Origin of the sequence: Aequorivita sublithincola DSM 14238 (genome assembly GCF_000265385.1) — a bacterium.
Lineage (GTDB): Bacteria > Bacteroidota > Bacteroidia > Flavobacteriales > Flavobacteriaceae > Aequorivita > Aequorivita sublithincola.
Genome location: NC_018013.1, coordinates 1,401,850 through 1,420,276 on the forward strand (window position 1 = coordinate 1,401,850; position 18,427 = coordinate 1,420,276).

Genomic DNA, 18,427 nt, shown 5'->3' on the forward strand with positions numbered 1-18,427 from the left:
AAGCAATCTACCTGGTAGGTTTGAAGCTTAAGAAATGATTAAAAACATTCTAAAAGGAATAAAAGCATACGCAGGAACTTTCAAGCTCATTAGTAAACTGGGCCTTTGGAAGTATTTTGGTGTCCCTATGGCCATTAGTTTTTTTACAGCAGTTTTAATTGGTTTTTCAGCTTGGGGCTTGAGTGATAATTTAGGTGCATTCATTTCAAAAATTTGGGTTTGGGAATGGGGCGCGGAAACTTTTAGAACCATAAGTGATTTTATTGGAGCGCTTATAATAATTGCTTTGGGACTTATTCTCTATCGCCATATTGTTATGGCACTTAGCGCACCTTTTATGAGTCCTGTTTCAGAAAAAATTGAAAAGCATTTTTATGGTGAAAATCATTCACATAGAAATACTTCAAATACAGAACAGCTTTGGCGAGGTGTACGAATAAATGTTCGGAATTTATTGATGGAATTATTACTTACCATTCCAATTATTTTGATAGGTTTTATACCGGTTATAGGAATTATTTCTTCGGTCCTTTTATTTTTAGTGCAGAGCTATTACGCAGGTTTCGGGAATATGGATTATACGCTGGAGCGGCATTATAAATATTCAGAAAGCATCAAATTTGTAAGTAGAAATCGAGGTTTGGCTATTGGAAACGGAATGGTTTTTATGCTAATGCTTTTAATTCCCGTGGTTGGAATTATTTTGGTTTTACCGCTTTCGGTTACGGCTGCGAGTACGGAAACCTTAAGAGTTTTAGAGAACTCGAAAACACTTAAAGAGAATATATAATGAAAGAACAATTTGTAGCATACATAAAAAACCTTCAAAACGAAATCACTTCCGCATTAGAAGAAATTGATGGAAAAGCAAAATTTCAAGAAGATAATTGGACGCGCAAAGAAGGCGGTGGCGGACAAACTCGCGTAATCGAAAACGGAAATGTTTTTGAAAAAGGTGGCGTAAACATCAGTGAAGTTCACGGCAAGTTACCCGAAAGTATGCAAGCCTACTTCGGTGTAAAAGATGCAGATTTTTTTGCTTGTGGTTTGAGTTTAGTGCTTCACCCAAAAAGCCCGATGGTGCCAACAGTTCACGCTAATTGGCGTTATTTTGAAATGTATGATAGCGAAGGAAATATTGTAGACAGTTGGTTTGGCGGCGGACAAGATTTAACGCCTTATTATTTATTTGAAGAAGATGCAAAACATTTTCATAAAGTCTGTAAAACGGCTTGCGATAAACATTCCAGAAATTTCGGGACAGATTTTTATGAAACTTACAAAAAGCGTTGCGACGAATATTTTTGGAATTCACATCGTGAAGAAGCCCGTGGAATTGGCGGATTATTTTTCGATTATTTGAAGAAAACGGATACCATGAAAATGCAGGATTGGTACAATTTTGTAACTGAAGTTGGAAATAGTTTTGTAGAATGTTATGTTCCAATTGTTGAAAAACGAAAGGACCTTCCCTATTCTGAAGAGAACAGAACTTGGCAGGAAATACGCCGTGGTCGTTATGTGGAATTCAATCTAGTTCACGATAAAGGAACCCTTTTCGGCTTAAAAACCAATGGAAGGATTGAAAGTATTTTGATGAGTTTGCCGCCGCATGTGCAATGGGTTTATGATCATCATCCTGAAAAAGGAAGCGAGGAAGAAAAACTTTTAGAAGTTTTAAGAAATCCGAAAGATTGGGTGTAATAAGCTTAGTTTATAAATCACTTCCAAATCAAAGCCTTCTTAGAACTCACATTATTGGTTTCTTGGTAATAATGAAAACGCGCTTTCAATAATAATTTTCGGCCTTCAGTATTTCGTGTGAAAGTGAGAATAGCATTTCCATTGAAGTTTTTCCAATGCTCGAAAAACAGATCTGCGTCACTTTTTCTTTCAGCGAAAACTTTCGGGACATTATAATAATTTGAAATTTTCAATCGTTTTTTAAACCAGCTAGCTTGGGTAATTATATAACGTGGATTTTCAACTGGCGCGATTATTTCTTCCAAATAATTTATAAAGAGAAGACTTTCCTTAACCGTTGCACCTTTTAAAAAACAGGAAATATCACCTTGGTCAAATTCTTCAATTACAACTTTAAGTTCGGACGGGGGCGTTTTGATTATTCCTTTTTCAACCATAGCAGTTTTTAGCGCTTCGGCGAATTTAAAAAGCTGTTTATCTCGCCGTCCATATTGGATATATAATTTCAATGCTTTAATGGTCTTTGGTAGAAATAATACAGCAAGTCCGCCAAAGACTGCATAAAAAAAGTAAAGAATTCCTTTAGAAAACAACGCCATAAAATTGTTTATGAAAAGTTCTGGCAACGTAATTAGCAGCAATACAGAAAGTTCTACAAAGGCATATTTAACCAAATCGCGATAATAAAGTTTTTTCGATTTGCCAGAAGTTGATTTTTCATCAAAATTCAATTTCAGTTCCCGAATTAAAATCTTTCCTTCTTCCAAAGCTGTTTCCCAGCGCTGTTTTACGTTTTTTCGGTTTAGTGAAAGTGACTTCATTTTTTCATTTAAAACTTCTATTTCAGAAAATTCGTTTGCTATTCCCAACCGTTCAATTCCATTTTCTATATAAGATTTTCCCTCTAGCGAAATTCCGCAAAAAGCATCAAATCTGCGCGTTAAAGTTTCTATATCTGCTCCGCCAAATTCACTAGTAGGATCTACGCAGGCAATGTGCCAAACGTTTGCAACTTTCTCAGGTTTCAATGGATTTACACGAATGGCTCGCCCACGCATTTGGTTTGAAGTAACAAAAGAACCAACAAACGAAGCCAAGATCAACGTGTTGATTGCCGGCGCATCCCAACCTTCACCCAAAAGCGATTTGGTACCAATCAGAACCTCAATAAATCCTTCTTCAAAAAGTTGCGTCATTGCGCTTACCATTTCTTTTTTGCCGCTAACAGTTGGGTTTATGATTATATATTCGGTATCCCAAAGAATAGATTGTGTGAAAGCTTCCGCAGAGATTTTGGCAGTTAATTCATCCACTAAAGAATTGTGAATTAAAATCAAAGAGCCCGTTAAAACTGCTAATTTACTTTTCTGAAGTTTTAAAGATTCATTACTTTTTATAGCATTCCGAAGATGTTGAAAAATAGGAATCACCCCCAACTTATTTATTTCTGAAAGTGAATCACCATATTTAAAATCGAGAAATTCCTTCCGAATATAATCTGAAAGTATCACCATTCTAAGTGAATTTCCAAGATTTGAAGATTCAATTTTTGTAATTTCCACGATGCTTTTAAGCTTCGACGGACTTTGAGAAAGTGAGCGATATAGATTGTTTTCGCCTACAAGATTGACGCGTTTATTATCAAAAGTTCCTATTTTCCGCAGTTCTTTTTCTATTGCTTTTAAAAGGATTTCATCTTCAATAAAAAGTTCCCTTTCGTCAACTAAAATAGGTTGCAACAATGCTTCAACCCATTCATAACTAAGTGAAGGAAAGGTGATGTTTTTTGGCTTAACTCCTAATAATTCAATTTTTTCTGGAGGAATTTCAAAAGCAATTGAATTCAAATAAATAAGTATCGCAGAATAGAAGTCTGGATGCTCATAAATAGCTTCCAAATTTGCTTCAGTATTTGCATAATACGGATGCTTCAGTATAAAATTTTTGAAATCTTCATTCACTTTTAAATCCGAAACAAATTTGATTAATTGTTCGCGATATTTTATAATAAAACGAATTTGCTCTTGTTCCGGTTTAGAAAAATAAATATAATCCTGATGCGGACAAAGATTACCTTCCTTCACTAATTCTGGCAAGCCGATTTCCATATCGATTGGGCCACATAATTCAAAATACTTAGCTATTTCACTTTGCTCACTATCATAAGGAGGTGTTGCAGTTAACGAAATTAAAGTGCAATTCGGCAACTGTTTTAAACTAAAAAGTGGCTTCCACCATTCATTTTTTAAATGATGAGCTTCGTCTAAAACGATATTTTCAATTTCTGCATTTTCAAAAAACCGAAGTATTTTTTCATCGGAACTTTCCAATTCATTTTTATAAAAAGAATGCAAAGATTGATACGTTGAAAAAGTAATTGTTTCAGGATTTTTTATGTCGAAGGAAATTGGAATCGAATTTTCATCTTTCACAAAACACTCCAACATGCGCTCGTTCCATTGGTTTCGGATAGTTAGGGTTGGTGATAAAACCAGCGTTTTTTTATTAATTCTACGCATCATTTCTAACCCCAGAATAGTTTTTCCAGAACCCGGCGGAGCAACAACGTGAAGATGATTATCCTCTAAATGAACTTGAAAATCCTTCAAAAACCGAGCTTGATAGCTTCGCCAAGTAAATTTGAAAAGAAGTGAGGATAGCGTGTTCAATTTATGGAAGGCTCAGATTATAATAGTAAATTTGCAATCCCAAAAATAGGGTATTTTGCTCAGTTTGATAAAACGTTGAAAACCTTGTTCTTGGTTAGTTATAAATTCAAAATTAAATTCGAGATATCATTTTCAATCTAATGTTTAATATCTCAAGTCTAAAATCTAAATAAATATGTATCCACTAAAAAGAAACCGAAGATTACGAACCAATGAAAGTATGCGAAGCCTGGTTCGTGAAACAATTATAAGTCCGAATGATTTTATTGTACCACTTTTTGTAGTTGAAGGAAAAGGTGTAAAAGATGAAATAGCTTCAATGCCAAATTACTTTAGATTGAGTTTAGATTTGCTCGAAAAGGAAGTAAAAGAGCTATGGAAACTTGGTTTGAAGTCGGTTCTACTTTTCGTAAAAGTTGAAGATAAGTTGAAGGATAATACTGGCAAAGAAGCATTAAATCCGGATGGTTTAATGCAACGCGCCATAAAAACCGTAAAAAATGCAGTCCCCGAAATGGTTGTAATGACAGATGTTGCGATGGATCCTTTTTCTGTTTACGGGCACGATGGAATTGTTTCCGAAGGAAAAATTATAAATGACGATACCAATTCAGTCTTGGCAGAAATGTCTTTAAGTCACGCCATTGCTGGAGCAGATGTAGTTGCGCCAAGTGATATGATGGATGGCCGCATTTTTGAAATTAGAACACTTTTGGAAGACGAGGGTTATTTCGATACTGGAATTATGGCTTACAGCGCCAAATATGCTTCTGCATTTTATGGACCCTTTAGAGATGCTTTGGATTCTGCGCCAGTAGATGCTAAAAATATTCCGAAAGACAAAAAAACCTATCAAATGGATTATGGAAACCGTGAGGAAGCCATCCGTGAAACTCTGATGGATGTTGATGAAGGCGCAGATATTGTGATGGTGAAACCAGGACTTTGCTATTTGGATATTGTTCGTGAAATTAGGAATGCAGTACATGTTCCTGTTGCGGTTTATCAAGTAAGCGGTGAATACGCAATGCTAAAAGCAGCTGCCGAAAAAGGTTGGTTAGATCACGATGCAGTTATGTTAGAACAGCTTACAGCTATTAAGCGCGCTGGAGCCACAATGATTGCGAGCTACTTTGCAAAAGATGTAGCGAAATTAATCAATTAGTAAATTTTTATTATTCCGAATTGAATTTTCGCATACATTTGCGCTGTGAAACTTGCTGAAAAACATATAGGTACATTTTTAATATCGATTGCCATCTTCTTGGTATTCGGTAATGTTGCTATTGCTGCCGAAACTTTTTCAACTGAAAATAAGGCCGCCATTGTTGAAGTATTTCAGAATGATGACAACGGCAAGCCTTTTGTTTTTGATGAAATTTGTATTGGTGAAATTTCGCAGACGGTTTCGCAGAATGAATACGCGGGTTTTGGCTTTCTTGGCATCTTTTATTCTAGTAAAGACTTTCCAAATGCTAAGGTTACTTCTTTATTAAAATGCTCATATTCTTCAATAGATAAACGAGAGATAATCTTTCAGTATCTGTTTCCTTTCCACTTCTTTTGGTAATATTTTGATGACTTTTTTAAAGTGTTTGAATTGATTTTCAAACCATTTTTTATTCAAAATTATTCATCTTAAAAATTATACATTATGGAATTAAGTGCACCTATTATTGGTCTTATAATATTATTATTAATAGCTGTTCCTGTGGCTTATATGATTATAAACGCATCTGGTACGGACAAAAAAGTAAGAAAATCTGTTTCGCAGCTTTCACAATCAAATGGTATTAATTTGAAAACCATCGACATTATTGGCAATTGTGTGATTGGTGTGGACGAAGCTTCAAAAAAACTGATTTATACTTCCAAGAAAAATCCTTCGGGCGATTTTAAGGTTATAAATATGGAAGACGTGAAAGATTGTCGCGCCAAAAGTATTAAGCAATCAGATAAAACCCTTGATTGGGTTGGGTTGGAGATTGTTGAAAGAACAGGCAAATTCGAAATACCTTTTTATAACGAACACGATGAAGATGAACTATCTACAGATGCTTTTGTTTGTCTTCAAGACGCAAAACGTTGGGAAAGTACATTACGTCCGCTCTTAAAAGCTTCGTAAATAATTTTATTGATTATAAGAAAACCGCCCGCTGTGGCGGTTTTTTTATGCAATTAACAAAGTGTTTCGACTAAAAGAGTTTGTAAATCTCTATTTTAGTGGAAAATTATCCCAATCCATTATGACCCTATTAATTGTTTATGCAGTTCTTTCCATTTTCTTTTCGTTTTTATGTTCCATTTTGGAAGCCGCGTTGTTGAGTTTTACCCCAACTTATCTGCGTTTGAAAACTCAAGAAGGAAAGGCTTACGCTAAGACGCTTACCAATTTTAAGAAAGATATTGACAAGCCTCTAGTTGCTATTTTAACCTTAAACACGTTTGCGCATACGGTAGGGGCAATACTGGTTGGTGTAGAAGCAGAAAAACTACCTTACAAAATTGAATTTATGGGTATGAATATCGTTGGAGTTGTTTCGGCAATTATGACGATGCTGATTTTAGTGATTTCAGAAATAATTCCAAAAACTATCGGTGCTACGTATTGGAAAAAATTAGGTCCTTTTACGGCTATGTTTTTAAACGTAATTATTTTTCCACTAAAATATACCGGAATTCTATGGGTATTAATGCTCATAACTCGTTTGGTAGGAAAATCTGCTCACGTAAGCACGATGAGCCGGGAGGAATTTATAGCCATTACTGATGCCGCGGAAGAGGAAGGTGTTTTTGAAGAAAATGAAACTACTGTAATCAAAAATCTGTTGGTTTTTAAAAGTGTGCAAGCAAAAGATGTGATGACGCCATTTACGGTTGTAACGCTTGAAGATGAAACTATGAGTTTGAAACATTTTCATCAAAGTCATAAAAGCTTAAAATTTTCACGAATTCCGCTGTATAAAAATAAGACGCATAACATAACTGGATTTGTGCTTCGGGATGATATTTTAGAGGAAATAGTAGAAGAACGCGGCGATAAATTGCTCAGTGACTTGAAACGGGAAATCTTTGTAGTTTCCGCAGAAAAACCAATCCCTGAACTTTTTGAAACTTTTATAAAACAGAGGATGCATATTGCTTCTGTTGTAGATGAATTTGGAAATACCATTGGCGTTGTAACAATGGAAGATATTATTGAAACCCTTTTAGGCCTAGAAATTATGGACGAAAGTGATAATATTGAAGATATGCAACTACAGGCGCGAAAAAACTGGGAAAAACGCGCAAAACGAATGGGAATACAACTAGATGAAGACGTTGAACCCAAAAAAATGAATGAGTAGTGGAAACGGCTTTCATCAAAACACCTGTTGGGATTTTGGAACTTAAAGGAAATTTTGAAGGGCTCTCATCCGTACTTTTTAAAGATGATGAAACGATTGTTATTTCTGAAAAGATTCCAAAAGAACTGAAAGATGTGGTTGTGCAACTTAAAGAGTATTTTGAAGGAAAGCGGAAGGAATTCAACTTAAAACTTTCCCCAAATGGAACTGATTTCCAAAAACGGGTTTGGAAAAAATTACAAGAAATTCCTTTTGGAAAAACCGTAAATTATCTACAAATGGCAAACCAACTTGGCGATCCAAAAGTGATTCGTGCGGCGGCTTCTGCAAATGGGAAGAATCCTATTTCTATCATTATTCCTTGTCATCGGGTTATTGGTAGTGATGGTTCACTCACGGGTTACGCTGGCGGACTTCATAGGAAAAAGTGGTTGTTGGAGCTTGAGTATCCTTCGGGGCAGCAATCTTTGTTTTAGAATAAGATATAATGTATCATTTTTTTTCGTAGTTTTAATCTACAACTCCCCAGTTCAAAATTTCAAAAAAATGATTAAGCGAATAAACTTGGAACATATCCTCTTCTTGGATATTGAAACCGTTCCACAGCATGAAAATTTTGATGAATTGGACGACACTTCAAAAACGCTTTGGGAGCTGAAAAGCCATTACCAAAGAAAGGACGAGGTTTCTGCTGAAGAATTTTACGAACGCGCCGGTATTTGGGCAGAATTTGGTAAAATAGTATGTATTTCCGTGGGTTATTTTGTGTTGAAAGGAGACATTCGAAATTTCCGAGTAACCAGTTTTCACGGTGATGAGGTGAAAATTCTAAAGGATTTTAAAAACCTTTTGGAAACCCATTTCAACAAACCACATCACGTGCTTTGTGGCCACAACGGCAAGGAATTTGACTTTCCATACATTGCCAGAAGAATGATTATTAACAGCATAGATATTCCCTTTAAGCTTGATCTTTTCGGAAAAAAACCTTGGGAAGTTCCGCATTTAGACACGTTGGAACTTTGGAAGTTTGGCGATTACAAAACATTTACTTCTCTTAAACTAATGGCACACGTTCTGGGAATCCCTTCCCCAAAAGACGATATAGACGGTAGCCAAGTGCGAAGTGTTTTTTACGAAGAAAAGGATATTGACAGAATCGTCATTTATTGCGAAAAAGACACCATAACCGTTGCCCAAATTCTTCTTCGTCTTCGTAATGAAGATATCTTAAGCGATGACGAAATACTTTCTGTTTAGCGAATATCTTGTCTCTTTTAGTGCCTTGGTAATAAAGTATAATTCGTAGAATTTAAGCCATAATATGGCAATTCGGTTTTCTTCATAATTTTTGGTAGATTTGTCGGTCATAATTAAACAGTTACTTCTATGACAATTTCAAGATTCCATTCAAAATCATTTTTAATAGTTTTGTTAGTTTCGGCTACCTTTTTTATTTCCTGTAAGGATAAAGAAACAACTACCGAGACTACAAATACAGTACAAGAAGCAACTCTTGAACAGAAAAAACAAGCTTTGCAAAATGTTGCACCATCAACAACACAAACCTCAACAAATGGCGATTTAGCTTTAAACCCAGCACACGGTCAGCCAGGACACGACTGTGCTATTCCAGTAGGAGCACCTTTAAATGGTGGCGGCGCTACTCCAGCACCTACAACAAATCAAACTATACAAGTAAACGGTGGAGGGAACGCTAGTCCTATAAAAGCTTCAACAGGCGCTGGTATTAATCCAGCACACGGGCAACCAGGACATAGATGTGATATAAAAGTGGGTGATCCATTATAAATTATAAATAATTTTAAAAAAGAAGAGGCCAGTTTCGATTTTGAAGCTGGCCTCTTTGTTTATCAATACTAAATAATTATTCTTTTACAAAACGTTTCATAATTTTGTTTGCTTCTGTGCTTACTTCAAGCATATAAACTCCACTTTGCAAGTTTGAAACATCTAAGTTTTCAGTAAATGTTCCTTTGCTCACAACTTGTCCCATAAGATTATAAACTACATAATCTTTGCCAGTTGCCTCAGTTAACGCAATATTTAAAGTATGTTTTGCTGGGTTTGGAAATAGGGTAATTTCTGAAGAAACAAGGCTGTTGCCTTCAGTAAATCCTTGAGGCGCAACGTTGCTTCCTACAATAACTGTATAGTCTTCCACTTCACCATAACTAAAGGTTTCACAAGAATCTTGCGATGAATTATATTTCATAGAAACACGCATTCTTGTTGGCCCTGCGAGTGCAGAAGTAGGAACAGAGAAAGTCGCGCTTAGAGTGCCACTGCTTCTAGATGAACCACTAACCATTAATTCGTTGGAATCAAAAGTTCCATTTTTGTTATAATCGATCCAAATTTTCCAGTATTCATTGTAACTGCTGCCAGAGAAACCTGCACTTATTTGAATGGTATTGGAACCATAAGGCAGGTTAGCAGAAAGGTTAGTATTATCCTTATAGCCACCATCGTTACCGGAAGATTTAGTCATATTGTTTAGTTTTACATAATCTATCCACTCATAACTTGAAGTATTTCCTTTGGAGATACAATAACTAACAGAGGTAGAAAGTGTAGTGACATTTACTGTATTGCTGAAACCAGAATTGTTTCCAGCAGCATCGTGTGCACGAACCTTAAAAGAATAAGCGGTTGCAGGAGACAAGCCAGTAATATTTGCTGAAGTTCCTGTAACGGTTCCTAAATTTGAACTACCTTGGAAAACATCATAACCCGTTACACCTACATTATCTGTAGAAGCATTCCACGAAAGTGAAAGCGTAGTTTGCGCGATATTTGAAGCCACCAAGTTTGCAGGCGCCGTTGGAGCCTGTGTATCTGGTCCAGCGCCACCTAAGTTAATAGTATAGTCTTCAACTTCACCATAACTGAAAGTTTCACAAGAAGTTGGAATTCCGTTGTATTTCATAGAAACTCGCATTCTGGTTGCTCCACTCGCAGCTCCAGAAGGCACAGTAAATGTTCCGCTATTCGGGGTATTTGTTGAAGCGGCTTTAGACCAAACCAATTCGCCCGCATCACCAAAATCCTTATCACCGTTATAGTCAATCCAAACTGCATAGCCTTCATTATAAGTACTACCAGTCCAAGTTGGAGTAACAGTAATTGTGTAGGTTGAACCTACACTTAAAGAAGTAGAAATACTGGTAAAATCTGAATATTTCTGCGCTCCAGAAGCATTGTTAATAGTGTTTAATTGAACACGACTTATGTATTCATCATTTACATTGTTTCCTTGAGAAGCACAATATTCGCTTCCGCCACCGCCACCGCCGTAAGCAGCACCTACACCAACTGCATACCACGCGTTTGTGGTTGCAATTTCCTCAGCACTTCCAGCGCCATATAAATCTTTTGCAGCTTGGATAGCACCATTTCTGGCATCGCTGTATTGTGAGTTTGCATTCAAGTAAACAGTAAGGTTTCTATATGCAATAGCTCCAGCTTTGTCCATCCCGATTCCAGAAACATTGTAGCTGTTTCCTTTATCGTTTGTGCCACTTTTACCTACGCTTAAAACATAAAACCAAAAATTTTGTACTCCTGAATTTGTATGAACTCCACCAGAATCTCCAGAACCGGAATACCAATTGGTTCCTTGATAGGTGTCTGGATCGCCATAAGCATTCGGATTGCTCATAGAGCGTAATGCGCCACCGCTTCCGCCAGCGCCAATGTCATCGCCCATTAACCAATCATTACTTCCTGACGCAAATTTTTCAATAGATTCACCAAAAATATCTGAAAACGATTCGTTCAAAGCTCCAGATTGGTAGCTGTAAACAAGGTTTGCAGAATACTCCGTAACGCCGTGGCTTATTTCATGACCGCAAATGTCTAGCGAAACCAATGGTCCATATTGAGTGCCATTACCGTCGCCATAGGTCATTCTGCTTCCATCCCAAAAGGCGTTTACATAGTTAGTGGAATAACTTACGTAGCTTTTAATAACACCACCGGTATTGTTATAAGAATTTCTACCATATTTCTGAGAAAAATATTTATAGGTGCGTTCTGCGCCAAAATGAGCCTGAACACCTGTTGGGTTTGAAGTGAAGTTGGTTGAACTGCTCGTTACATCCACAGCATTGTTGTAGTTGGTGCCATTGTTCAAATCATAAGTTTGAATTCCACCGCCGTCCGCTGTTTGACGTAAACGGTATGGCCCAGCTGAATTATCCGCAGTAAACGAAACATTACCGTTATAAAGACTGGTTCCTGTTGCTGGAACATTGGCGTGATGGATTCTTTTGTTTTCCATTATAAACTGACCAGTTTTGGCGTCAACATACACATCAGCTCTGTAAAGAGGGGCGATTGCATAAATGTCAAATTTATAAGCTAAACGGTTAGTTTCGGTAATGTTTTCAAATGAAGGTAAAATAACCAACTCGCCGGTTGGTTTTTTATAATTGTCAGCCAATGCGGCTTCTGCAGCGTTTTGCCACATATATTTTGAAGCTCCAACATGGGCAATCGCACTGTTTAAAGCTTGCGAATTGCTAATTGAAGGCGTTACATTAAAATCTTCTGCAATGGATGAGTAAGAAGAATTTAAAGTTTGAACAGTTCCATTTTTGCTACTCAATGTTGCGGTTGCAAATTCAACTTTAACACCTTTAAAATACTGTTGCATTTTGTGGTGTGTAAACCCTAAAGGGTCTTGTTCTTGCTTTAATGTGGTGAAGGAAGTTTCCGAGGGGGGATTTAAAACTTCTTTAAAAATTTGAGTAGCATTTTGAAGAGAATACGATTGTGAGGCATCAAAAACTACTAGACTTGGTGGTTGCTTAACGTTTCTCTTTTCATCTTTTTTGTTTTGGGCAGAAACGACCGCCGAAAACGCAAAGATTAATAATGAAAACAGAAAAACGAATTTGTTAATTTTTTTCATGATAATTAAGATTAAGTGAATAAAAAGGTTTGTTGTTTTATTAAAAACATATAAAAGAACAACAATTATTGCGAAAATAAAATTTTATTCGACGAACTGCAGTTAAAAAAATATTCCATTGATTGTTCTATCTTTGAAATGATGAAAAATTCACCTTTATTATCGGTTGAAGAGCTTATTGTTTCCTTCGGAAATAAGGAAAGTAGCCTTGAGGTTTTGCACGCTATTTCTTTTGAAGTTTTTGAAAATGAAATTCTAGGAATTGTAGGCGAATCTGGCTCAGGGAAGTCCGTAACCTCACTCTCTATTATGGGTTTGTTGCCCAAAAAGCAATCACAGTTGTCTGGAAAAATTTTATTTGAAGAAAAAGATCTTCTGAAAACGAATGAAAAGGAATTCAGAAAAATTCGCGGAAGTGAAATAGCCATGATTTTTCAGGAACCGATGAGTGCGCTAAATCCGTCACTTAAATGTGGTTTTCAAGTTTCAGAAATACTTCAACTTCACTTAAAGATGAATGCTTCCGAAGCAAAAAAGGAAACCATTTCATTGTTCGAAAAAGTAAAATTGCCTCGTCCCAACGAAATTTTCAACAGCTATCCGCACCAAATTAGTGGCGGACAAATGCAGCGTGTTATGATTGCTATGGCGATTGCTTGCAAACCAAAATTACTTATTGCAGACGAACCAACAACGGCCCTAGATGTAACTGTTCAAAAGGAAATAATTTCACTTTTACAATCAATTCAACAAGAAACAAAAATGGCGCTGCTTTTTATTTCGCACGATTTAAGTTTGGTTTCTGAAATCGCCGATAGGGTTGTGGTAATGTATAAAGGCGATATCGTTGAAAATGCAACAACTATTGAAATTTTCAAAAACCCAAAAGCTGAATATACAAAAGCACTTTTGGCTTCGCGACCTTCATTAAAAGTTAGATTGGCAAAATTGCCGACTATTGCTTCTATTGCAGATAAAAGCTTTAAGCCAAGAGAAGTAAAAGCCGTGGAACGCGCTAAAAGGCACAAGCAAATTTATACCCAAAAACCACTATTGGAAATAACCAATTTGGAAAAATACTATTTCAGTAACGTTGGAATGTTCGCGAAAAAGAAAATCGTAAAGGCGGTTGATGAGGTTAGTTTTTCAGTTTTTGAAGGCGAAACATTAGGCTTAGTTGGGGAATCTGGCTGCGGAAAATCTACCTTAGGAAGAACAATTCTTCAACTGGAAAAAGCGACGTCAGGAAGCATAAAATATAGAGGAAAAGAACTTACAAAACTTTCTAAAACGGAAATCAGAAACCTTCGGAAAGAAATACAGATTATTTTTCAAGACCCTTATTCATCATTAAATCCGCGTTTAATGATTGGTCAAGCTTTGATGGAACCAATGGAAGTTCATAAACTGGGAAAAAATAGAAAAGAAAGAAAAGAGCGTGTGCTTGCGCTCCTCGATAGAGTAGGTTTAGATGAAACTTATTTTTACAGATACCCGCATGAACTTTCTGGTGGACAACGCCAAAGGGTTGGAATAGCCCGCACTATTGCCATAGAACCTAAATTAGTTATTTGTGATGAATCTGTTTCCGCTTTGGATATTTCGGTGCAAGCACAGGTTTTGAACTTACTAAACGAACTGAAAAATGATTTTGGCTTCACCTATATATTTATCTCGCACGATTTGGCCGTGGTAAAATATATGTCGGATCAACTTTTGGTAATGAACAAAGGAAAAATAGAAGAAATAGGCGATGCAGATGAAATCTACGAAAATCCGCAAACAGAATATTCAAAGAAACTGATTGAAGCGATTCCTACTGGGATTTAAGAATCTGAAAAATAAAAAAACCATGAAATTCATGGTTTTATAAAGTTAGGATATATGTTGTTACTAAAATTTCATCTCAGGAATATCGCCGTCAATAATTAGAGCTCCTTCGGTGGCTTTTTGAATTTCCTCAACTGAAACTCCTGGAGCACGTTCTAAAAGATGAAATTTTCCATCCCGGATTTCCAAAACTGCAAGGTTGCTTACTATTTTCTTAACACAAGCTACGCCTGTTAATGGCAAGCTACATTCTTTTAAAAGTTTAGATTCGCCTTCACGGTTGGTGTGCATCATTGCCACAATTATATTTTCTGCAGAAGCAACCAAGTCCATCGCGCCGCCCATTCCTTTTACCATTTTGCCAGGAATTTTCCAGTTAGCAATGTCGCCATTTTGTGAAACTTCCATTGCGCCAAGAATTGTAAGATCCACGTGTTGGCCACGAATCATTCCAAAACTCATAGCAGAATCAAAGTATGAAGCTCCGGGCAAAGCCGTGATAGTTTGCTTTCCGGCATTTATTAAATCTGGATCTTCTTCACCTTCAAAAGGAAAAGGACCCATCCCGAGAATTCCGTTTTCGCTTTGGAATTCTACATTTATATCGTCGCGTACAAAGTTGGCAACCAAAGTTGGAATTCCGATTCCTAAGTTAACGTAGTAGCGGTCTTTTACTTCTTTTGCGATGCGTTGTGCTATTTGTTCTTTTGAAAGTGCCATAATTAATTTGATGATTTGCTGATTTCCTCTTTACTCTCTGTGACTTTGTGGTGAAAAATAACCAAAGAGGCACAGAGGACACTGAGTTATTTTTTTCTAACGGTTAATTGCTCAATCCTTTTTTCATATTTTTCACCTTGAAATATTCTTTGAATAAATATTCCTGGAATATGAATTTGGTTAGGATCTAGTTCGCCAGCGGGAACCAATTCTTCCACTTCGGCAACCGTTATTTTTCCGGCGCCGCACATTGCTGGATTGAAATTTCTTGCGGTTCCTTTAAAGATGAGGTTTCCGGCTTCGTCGCCTTTCCAAGCTTTTACGAAAGAAAAATCTACTTCAAAAGCTTTTTCCAGAACGTACATTTTTCCGTGAAATTCTCGTGTTTCTTTTCCTTCGGCTACTTCTGTTCCGAAACCTGCAGGAGTAAAAAAGGCTGGAATTCCACTTCTTGCAGCTTCACAACGTTGTGCTAATGTTCCTTGTGGAACTAGCTCCACCTCCATTTCGCCGCTGAGCATTTGGCGCTCAAACTCTGCGTTTTCACCTACATAAGACGAAATCATTTTCTTTATTTGATGCTTTTTTAGAAGAAGACCAAGTCCAAAATCATCTACACCTGCATTGTTTGAAATACAAGTAACGCCTTGAATATTTTTTCGAACCAATTCTGAGATAATATTTTCGGGGATGCCACAAAGCCCGAAACCACCGAGCATAAAGGTCATTCCGTCTTCAATACCTTCACAGGCTTCGCGAACGTTTGCAACTGTCTTTTTTATCATTTTTTAATTTTTCTTAAAATTACAAAATTTCAATTTATAAAAAAACCTCATAGTGTCATTGCAAGGCACGAAGCAATCTCATCTATGAGGTTTATTCCCCTATAATCGGGAAGAATATAAGGACTAGAAATCGAACTCGTCTGGAATTTCTTCTATGTCAGGATTTCCTTGACGCCATTTGGAACAATCGGTTTCAATAGAAAGATTTGCGGGTCGTTTGAAATTTCCTGTTGAAACGTCTAAATCTTTATCTGCATAGCAACTCTTCATATACATTCCCCAAATTGGAAGTGCCATTGTTGCACCTTGACCATATCCTGTTGACCTAAAATGCGTGGCGCGGTCATCACCACCTACCCAAACACCTGTAACCAAGTTTGGAACCATGCCCATAAACCATCCATCACTGTTGTTTTGGGTTGTTCCTGTTTTTCCTGCAATAGGGTTTGTGAAATTGTAAGGATATCCAGTCACCGCATTTTTATAAATTGGAGAACCTTCACGACCCGTGCCGCGCAAACGACTACCAGAACCGGATTGGGTAACACCTTCCATTAAACTTACGGTTACAAAAGCAGTTTCGTTGCTTATTACGTCTTTTGTTTTTGGTACATTTTGATAAAGTACTGTTCCGTTTTTGTCTTCTATTCTTTGAATCAATATTGGTTCAACGTAAACGCCTTCATTGGCAAAAGTGCTATATGCCCCAACCATTTCAAAAACTGAAACGTCTGGCGTTCCTAAAGCAATGGAAGGTACGGCGGGCATATTTTCTGTATTAACGCCCATCTTTTTCACCAAGTCAATAACTGGCTCTGGACCTACGCGGTCTATTAATCTGGCGGTAATAGTGTTTATTGAATTTGCAAGTGCATATTTAAGTGTAACCATTCCGCCATAACCGCCACCGGCATTTTTAGGTGTCCAAGGTTTCAGCAAGCCGTATCTGCCAGCAGGAATTGTGTAAATAGTGTTTGGCAAAGTATCGCATGGCGACATATGCATTTGGTCTATCGCGGTTGCGTACACGAATGGTTTAAAGGTTGAACCTATTTGGCGTCGTCCTTTTTTAACCATGTCATATTTGTAGTGTTTGTAATCTATACCGCCAACCCAAGCCTTTACTTCACCGGTTTGCGGCGTCATGGACATCATTGCGGCCTGCAAAAAAGATTTATGATAACGAATGGAATCCAGCGGTGTCATAGTAGTATCAATATCTCCTTTCCAAGAAAAAACGCGCATGGCTACTTTCTTTTTGAAGCTTTTAATTATTTCTTCTTCGTCTTTTCCGTCTTTTTTCATTTGTCTCCAACGATCACTTTTTCGCATTGCTGAATTTAGAATACTTTCGGTTTCTTCCTCTGTAATATCTCGGAAAGGAGCGGTTTTATTATTTTTATTCTGATCGTCAAAAGCTTCTTGCAAGTGAGCCATGTGTTTTTTCACAGCTTTTTCTGCATATTCCTGCATTTTGCTATCAATGGTAACATATACTTTCAATCCGTCTTGATAAATGTTGTAATTGCTGCCATCGAGTTTTGGATGTTCTTTTATCCAATTCTCCATAAAACTACGGGCGTATTCGCGGAAATAGGTTGCACTTCCTTCATCGTGTCCCTGCGGTGTGTACTTCAAATCTAGTGGTAGCGCTTGTAGCGAATCCATTACTTTTTCTGAAATATAATTGTACTTCTCCATTTGGGACAAAACAACATTTCTTCGTTTTAAAACCAGTTCTGGTCTTCGGTTAGGGTTGAAAAGTGAGGAGTTTTTAAACATTCCAACAAGCATTGCTGCTTCCGAAGTGGTTAATTGTGAAGGCGGTTTGTCAAAATAAATATTTGCGGCGCTTTCAATACCTACAGCTTGATTGAGAAAATCGTATTCGTTAAAATACATGGTGATGATTTCCTCTTTGGTGTAGCGTCTTTCCAAACGTATGGCGATGATCCACTCTTTTACTTTTTGAGTCAATCTTTCCAATTTGTTAGATGCTCTTTGGTCTGTAAAAAATAGTTTTGCTAGTTGTTGGGTGATTGTACTCGCCCCTCCACGTGAACCCATAAAAGCAAAGGCTCTTAATGTTCCTCTGCCGTCAATGCCAGAATGTTCGTAAAAACGCGCATCTTCAGTAGCAATTAAAGCATTTACCAAATGGTCTGGCAAAGAGTCGAAAGAAACAGGAGTTCTATTTTCTTTATAGAACTTACCGATTGTTTTTCCGTCTGAAGAAATAATTTCAGTAGCGAGGTTTTTTTCAGGATTTTCAAGACTAGTTTCATCCGGAAGACTTCCAAAAACGCCCCATGACGCTAAAAGAAAAAACAAAATAAATACTAATATAAATCCTAGAAAAATCTTCCAAAACGTTTTTACATGATGACGAACATCCTGTTGTTTGTTCTTTTTAGTAGCTTCTTTTTTTGTTGCCAT

At 37.0% G+C, this 18,427-nt stretch carries 15 protein-coding genes; 10 read left to right on the top strand and 5 right to left on the bottom strand.

The window, feature by feature from the left end:
* The first annotated feature begins 34 nt into the window (after nucleotides 1-34).
* Together AEQSU_RS06505 and hemF are read left to right on the top strand one after the other, a co-directional pair.
* On the top strand, nucleotides 35-790 hold the full coding sequence (locus AEQSU_RS06505) for an EI24 domain-containing protein (protein WP_014782066.1): 756 nt from the start codon (nucleotides 35-37) through the stop codon (nucleotides 788-790).
* Nucleotides 790-1,704: an oxygen-dependent coproporphyrinogen oxidase gene (gene hemF, locus AEQSU_RS06510; protein ID WP_014782067.1), complete on the top strand. Its 915-nt coding sequence runs from the start codon at nucleotides 790-792 to the stop codon at nucleotides 1,702-1,704. The genes AEQSU_RS06505 and hemF overlap by 1 nt, the downstream gene beginning before the upstream one ends.
* 17 nt (nucleotides 1,705-1,721) lie before the next feature.
* Here the strand turns inward: hemF and AEQSU_RS06515 are convergent, their stop codons facing one another.
* Nucleotides 1,722-4,373, bottom strand: a complete 2,652-nt coding sequence (locus AEQSU_RS06515) for a DEAD/DEAH box helicase family protein (RefSeq protein WP_014782068.1) — start codon at nucleotides 4,371-4,373, stop codon at nucleotides 1,722-1,724.
* Between the two features lie 175 nt (nucleotides 4,374-4,548).
* Between AEQSU_RS06515 and hemB the strand changes: the two genes are divergently transcribed.
* The 7 genes from hemB to AEQSU_RS16135 all read left to right on the top strand — a co-directional run bounded on the left by hemB (nucleotide 4,549) and on the right by AEQSU_RS16135 (nucleotide 9,532).
* Entirely contained in the window at nucleotides 4,549-5,538 is a 990-nt protein-coding gene (hemB, locus tag AEQSU_RS06520; protein WP_014782069.1) for a porphobilinogen synthase, read from the top strand.
* 45 nt (nucleotides 5,539-5,583) lie between these two features.
* The gene (locus AEQSU_RS06525; RefSeq protein WP_042491721.1) at nucleotides 5,584-5,943 is read left to right on the top strand and encodes a hypothetical protein; all 360 of its coding nucleotides are present in this window, start codon (nucleotides 5,584-5,586) and stop codon (nucleotides 5,941-5,943) included.
* Nucleotides 5,944-6,027: 84 nt separating this feature from the next.
* Nucleotides 6,028-6,498 (top strand): hypothetical protein, encoded by a 471-nt coding sequence (locus tag AEQSU_RS06530; protein ID WP_014782070.1) that lies wholly within the window; start codon nucleotides 6,028-6,030, stop codon nucleotides 6,496-6,498.
* Between the two features lie 121 nt (nucleotides 6,499-6,619).
* The gene (locus AEQSU_RS06535) at nucleotides 6,620-7,720 is read left to right on the top strand and encodes a CNNM domain-containing protein (protein WP_014782071.1); all 1,101 of its coding nucleotides are present in this window, start codon (nucleotides 6,620-6,622) and stop codon (nucleotides 7,718-7,720) included.
* Nucleotides 7,720-8,196, top strand: coding sequence for a methylated-DNA--[protein]-cysteine S-methyltransferase (locus tag AEQSU_RS06540; RefSeq protein WP_014782072.1), 477 nt, complete (start codon nucleotides 7,720-7,722; stop codon nucleotides 8,194-8,196). The genes AEQSU_RS06535 and AEQSU_RS06540 overlap by 1 nt, the downstream gene beginning before the upstream one ends.
* Before the next feature lie 70 nt (nucleotides 8,197-8,266).
* Complete coding sequence (locus AEQSU_RS06545) at nucleotides 8,267-8,980, top strand: 3'-5' exonuclease (protein ID WP_014782073.1); 714 nt, start codon at nucleotides 8,267-8,269, stop codon at nucleotides 8,978-8,980.
* A 129-nt stretch (nucleotides 8,981-9,109) separates the two neighbouring features.
* Nucleotides 9,110-9,532, top strand: coding sequence for a hypothetical protein (locus AEQSU_RS16135; protein WP_014782074.1), 423 nt, complete (start codon nucleotides 9,110-9,112; stop codon nucleotides 9,530-9,532).
* A gap of 76 nt (nucleotides 9,533-9,608) precedes the next feature.
* Here AEQSU_RS16135 and AEQSU_RS06555 read toward each other — a convergent pair whose 3' ends face one another.
* Nucleotides 9,609-12,656 (bottom strand): M4 family metallopeptidase, encoded by a 3,048-nt coding sequence (locus AEQSU_RS06555; RefSeq protein ID WP_014782075.1) that lies wholly within the window; start codon nucleotides 12,654-12,656, stop codon nucleotides 9,609-9,611.
* 138 nt (nucleotides 12,657-12,794) lie between these two features.
* Between AEQSU_RS06555 and AEQSU_RS06560 the strand changes: the two genes are divergently transcribed.
* Entirely contained in the window at nucleotides 12,795-14,486 is a 1,692-nt protein-coding gene (locus tag AEQSU_RS06560) for an ABC transporter ATP-binding protein (protein ID WP_014782076.1), read from the top strand.
* 63 nt (nucleotides 14,487-14,549) lie between these two features.
* Here the strand turns inward: AEQSU_RS06560 and AEQSU_RS06565 are convergent, their stop codons facing one another.
* The 3 genes from AEQSU_RS06565 to AEQSU_RS06575 all read right to left on the bottom strand — a co-directional run bounded on the left by AEQSU_RS06565 (nucleotide 14,550) and on the right by AEQSU_RS06575 (nucleotide 18,427).
* Nucleotides 14,550-15,206, bottom strand: a complete 657-nt coding sequence (locus AEQSU_RS06565; RefSeq protein WP_014782077.1) for a CoA transferase subunit B — start codon at nucleotides 15,204-15,206, stop codon at nucleotides 14,550-14,552.
* Between the two features lie 86 nt (nucleotides 15,207-15,292).
* Nucleotides 15,293-15,991 carry a CoA transferase subunit A gene (locus AEQSU_RS06570; RefSeq protein WP_014782078.1) on the bottom strand — a complete coding sequence of 233 codons (699 nt, stop codon included), beginning with the start codon at nucleotides 15,989-15,991 and terminating at the stop codon, nucleotides 15,293-15,295.
* A 123-nt stretch (nucleotides 15,992-16,114) separates the two neighbouring features.
* Nucleotides 16,115-18,427 carry a penicillin-binding protein 1A gene (locus AEQSU_RS06575; protein WP_014782079.1) on the bottom strand — a complete coding sequence of 771 codons (2,313 nt, stop codon included), beginning with the start codon at nucleotides 18,425-18,427 and terminating at the stop codon, nucleotides 16,115-16,117.

What these genes read in the sequence shown, in the direction of transcription:
- AEQSU_RS06505 (WP_014782066.1), top strand. Translation starts at nt 35, where the DNA reads ATGATTAAAAACATTCTAAAAGGAATAAAAGCATACGCAGGAACTTTC.
- hemF (WP_014782067.1), top strand. Translation starts at nt 790, where the DNA reads ATGAAAGAACAATTTGTAGCATACATAAAAAACCTTCAAAACGAAATC.
- hemB (WP_014782069.1), top strand. Translation starts at nt 4,549, where the DNA reads ATGTATCCACTAAAAAGAAACCGAAGATTACGAACCAATGAAAGTATG.
- AEQSU_RS06530 (WP_014782070.1), top strand. Translation starts at nt 6,028, where the DNA reads ATGGAATTAAGTGCACCTATTATTGGTCTTATAATATTATTATTAATA.
- AEQSU_RS06535 (WP_014782071.1), top strand. Translation starts at nt 6,620, where the DNA reads ATGACCCTATTAATTGTTTATGCAGTTCTTTCCATTTTCTTTTCGTTT.
- AEQSU_RS06545 (WP_014782073.1), top strand. Translation starts at nt 8,267, where the DNA reads ATGATTAAGCGAATAAACTTGGAACATATCCTCTTCTTGGATATTGAA.
- AEQSU_RS16135 (WP_014782074.1), top strand. Translation starts at nt 9,110, where the DNA reads ATGACAATTTCAAGATTCCATTCAAAATCATTTTTAATAGTTTTGTTA.
- AEQSU_RS06555 (WP_014782075.1), bottom strand. Translation starts at nt 12,656, where the DNA reads ATGAAAAAAATTAACAAATTCGTTTTTCTGTTTTCATTATTAATCTTT.
- AEQSU_RS06560 (WP_014782076.1), top strand. Translation starts at nt 12,795, where the DNA reads ATGATGAAAAATTCACCTTTATTATCGGTTGAAGAGCTTATTGTTTCC.
- AEQSU_RS06565 (WP_014782077.1), bottom strand. Translation starts at nt 15,206, where the DNA reads ATGGCACTTTCAAAAGAACAAATAGCACAACGCATCGCAAAAGAAGTA.
- AEQSU_RS06570 (WP_014782078.1), bottom strand. Translation starts at nt 15,991, where the DNA reads ATGATAAAAAAGACAGTTGCAAACGTTCGCGAAGCCTGTGAAGGTATT.
- AEQSU_RS06575 (WP_014782079.1), bottom strand. Translation starts at nt 18,427, where the DNA reads ATGGCAACAAAAAAAGAAGCTACTAAAAAGAACAAACAACAGGATGTT.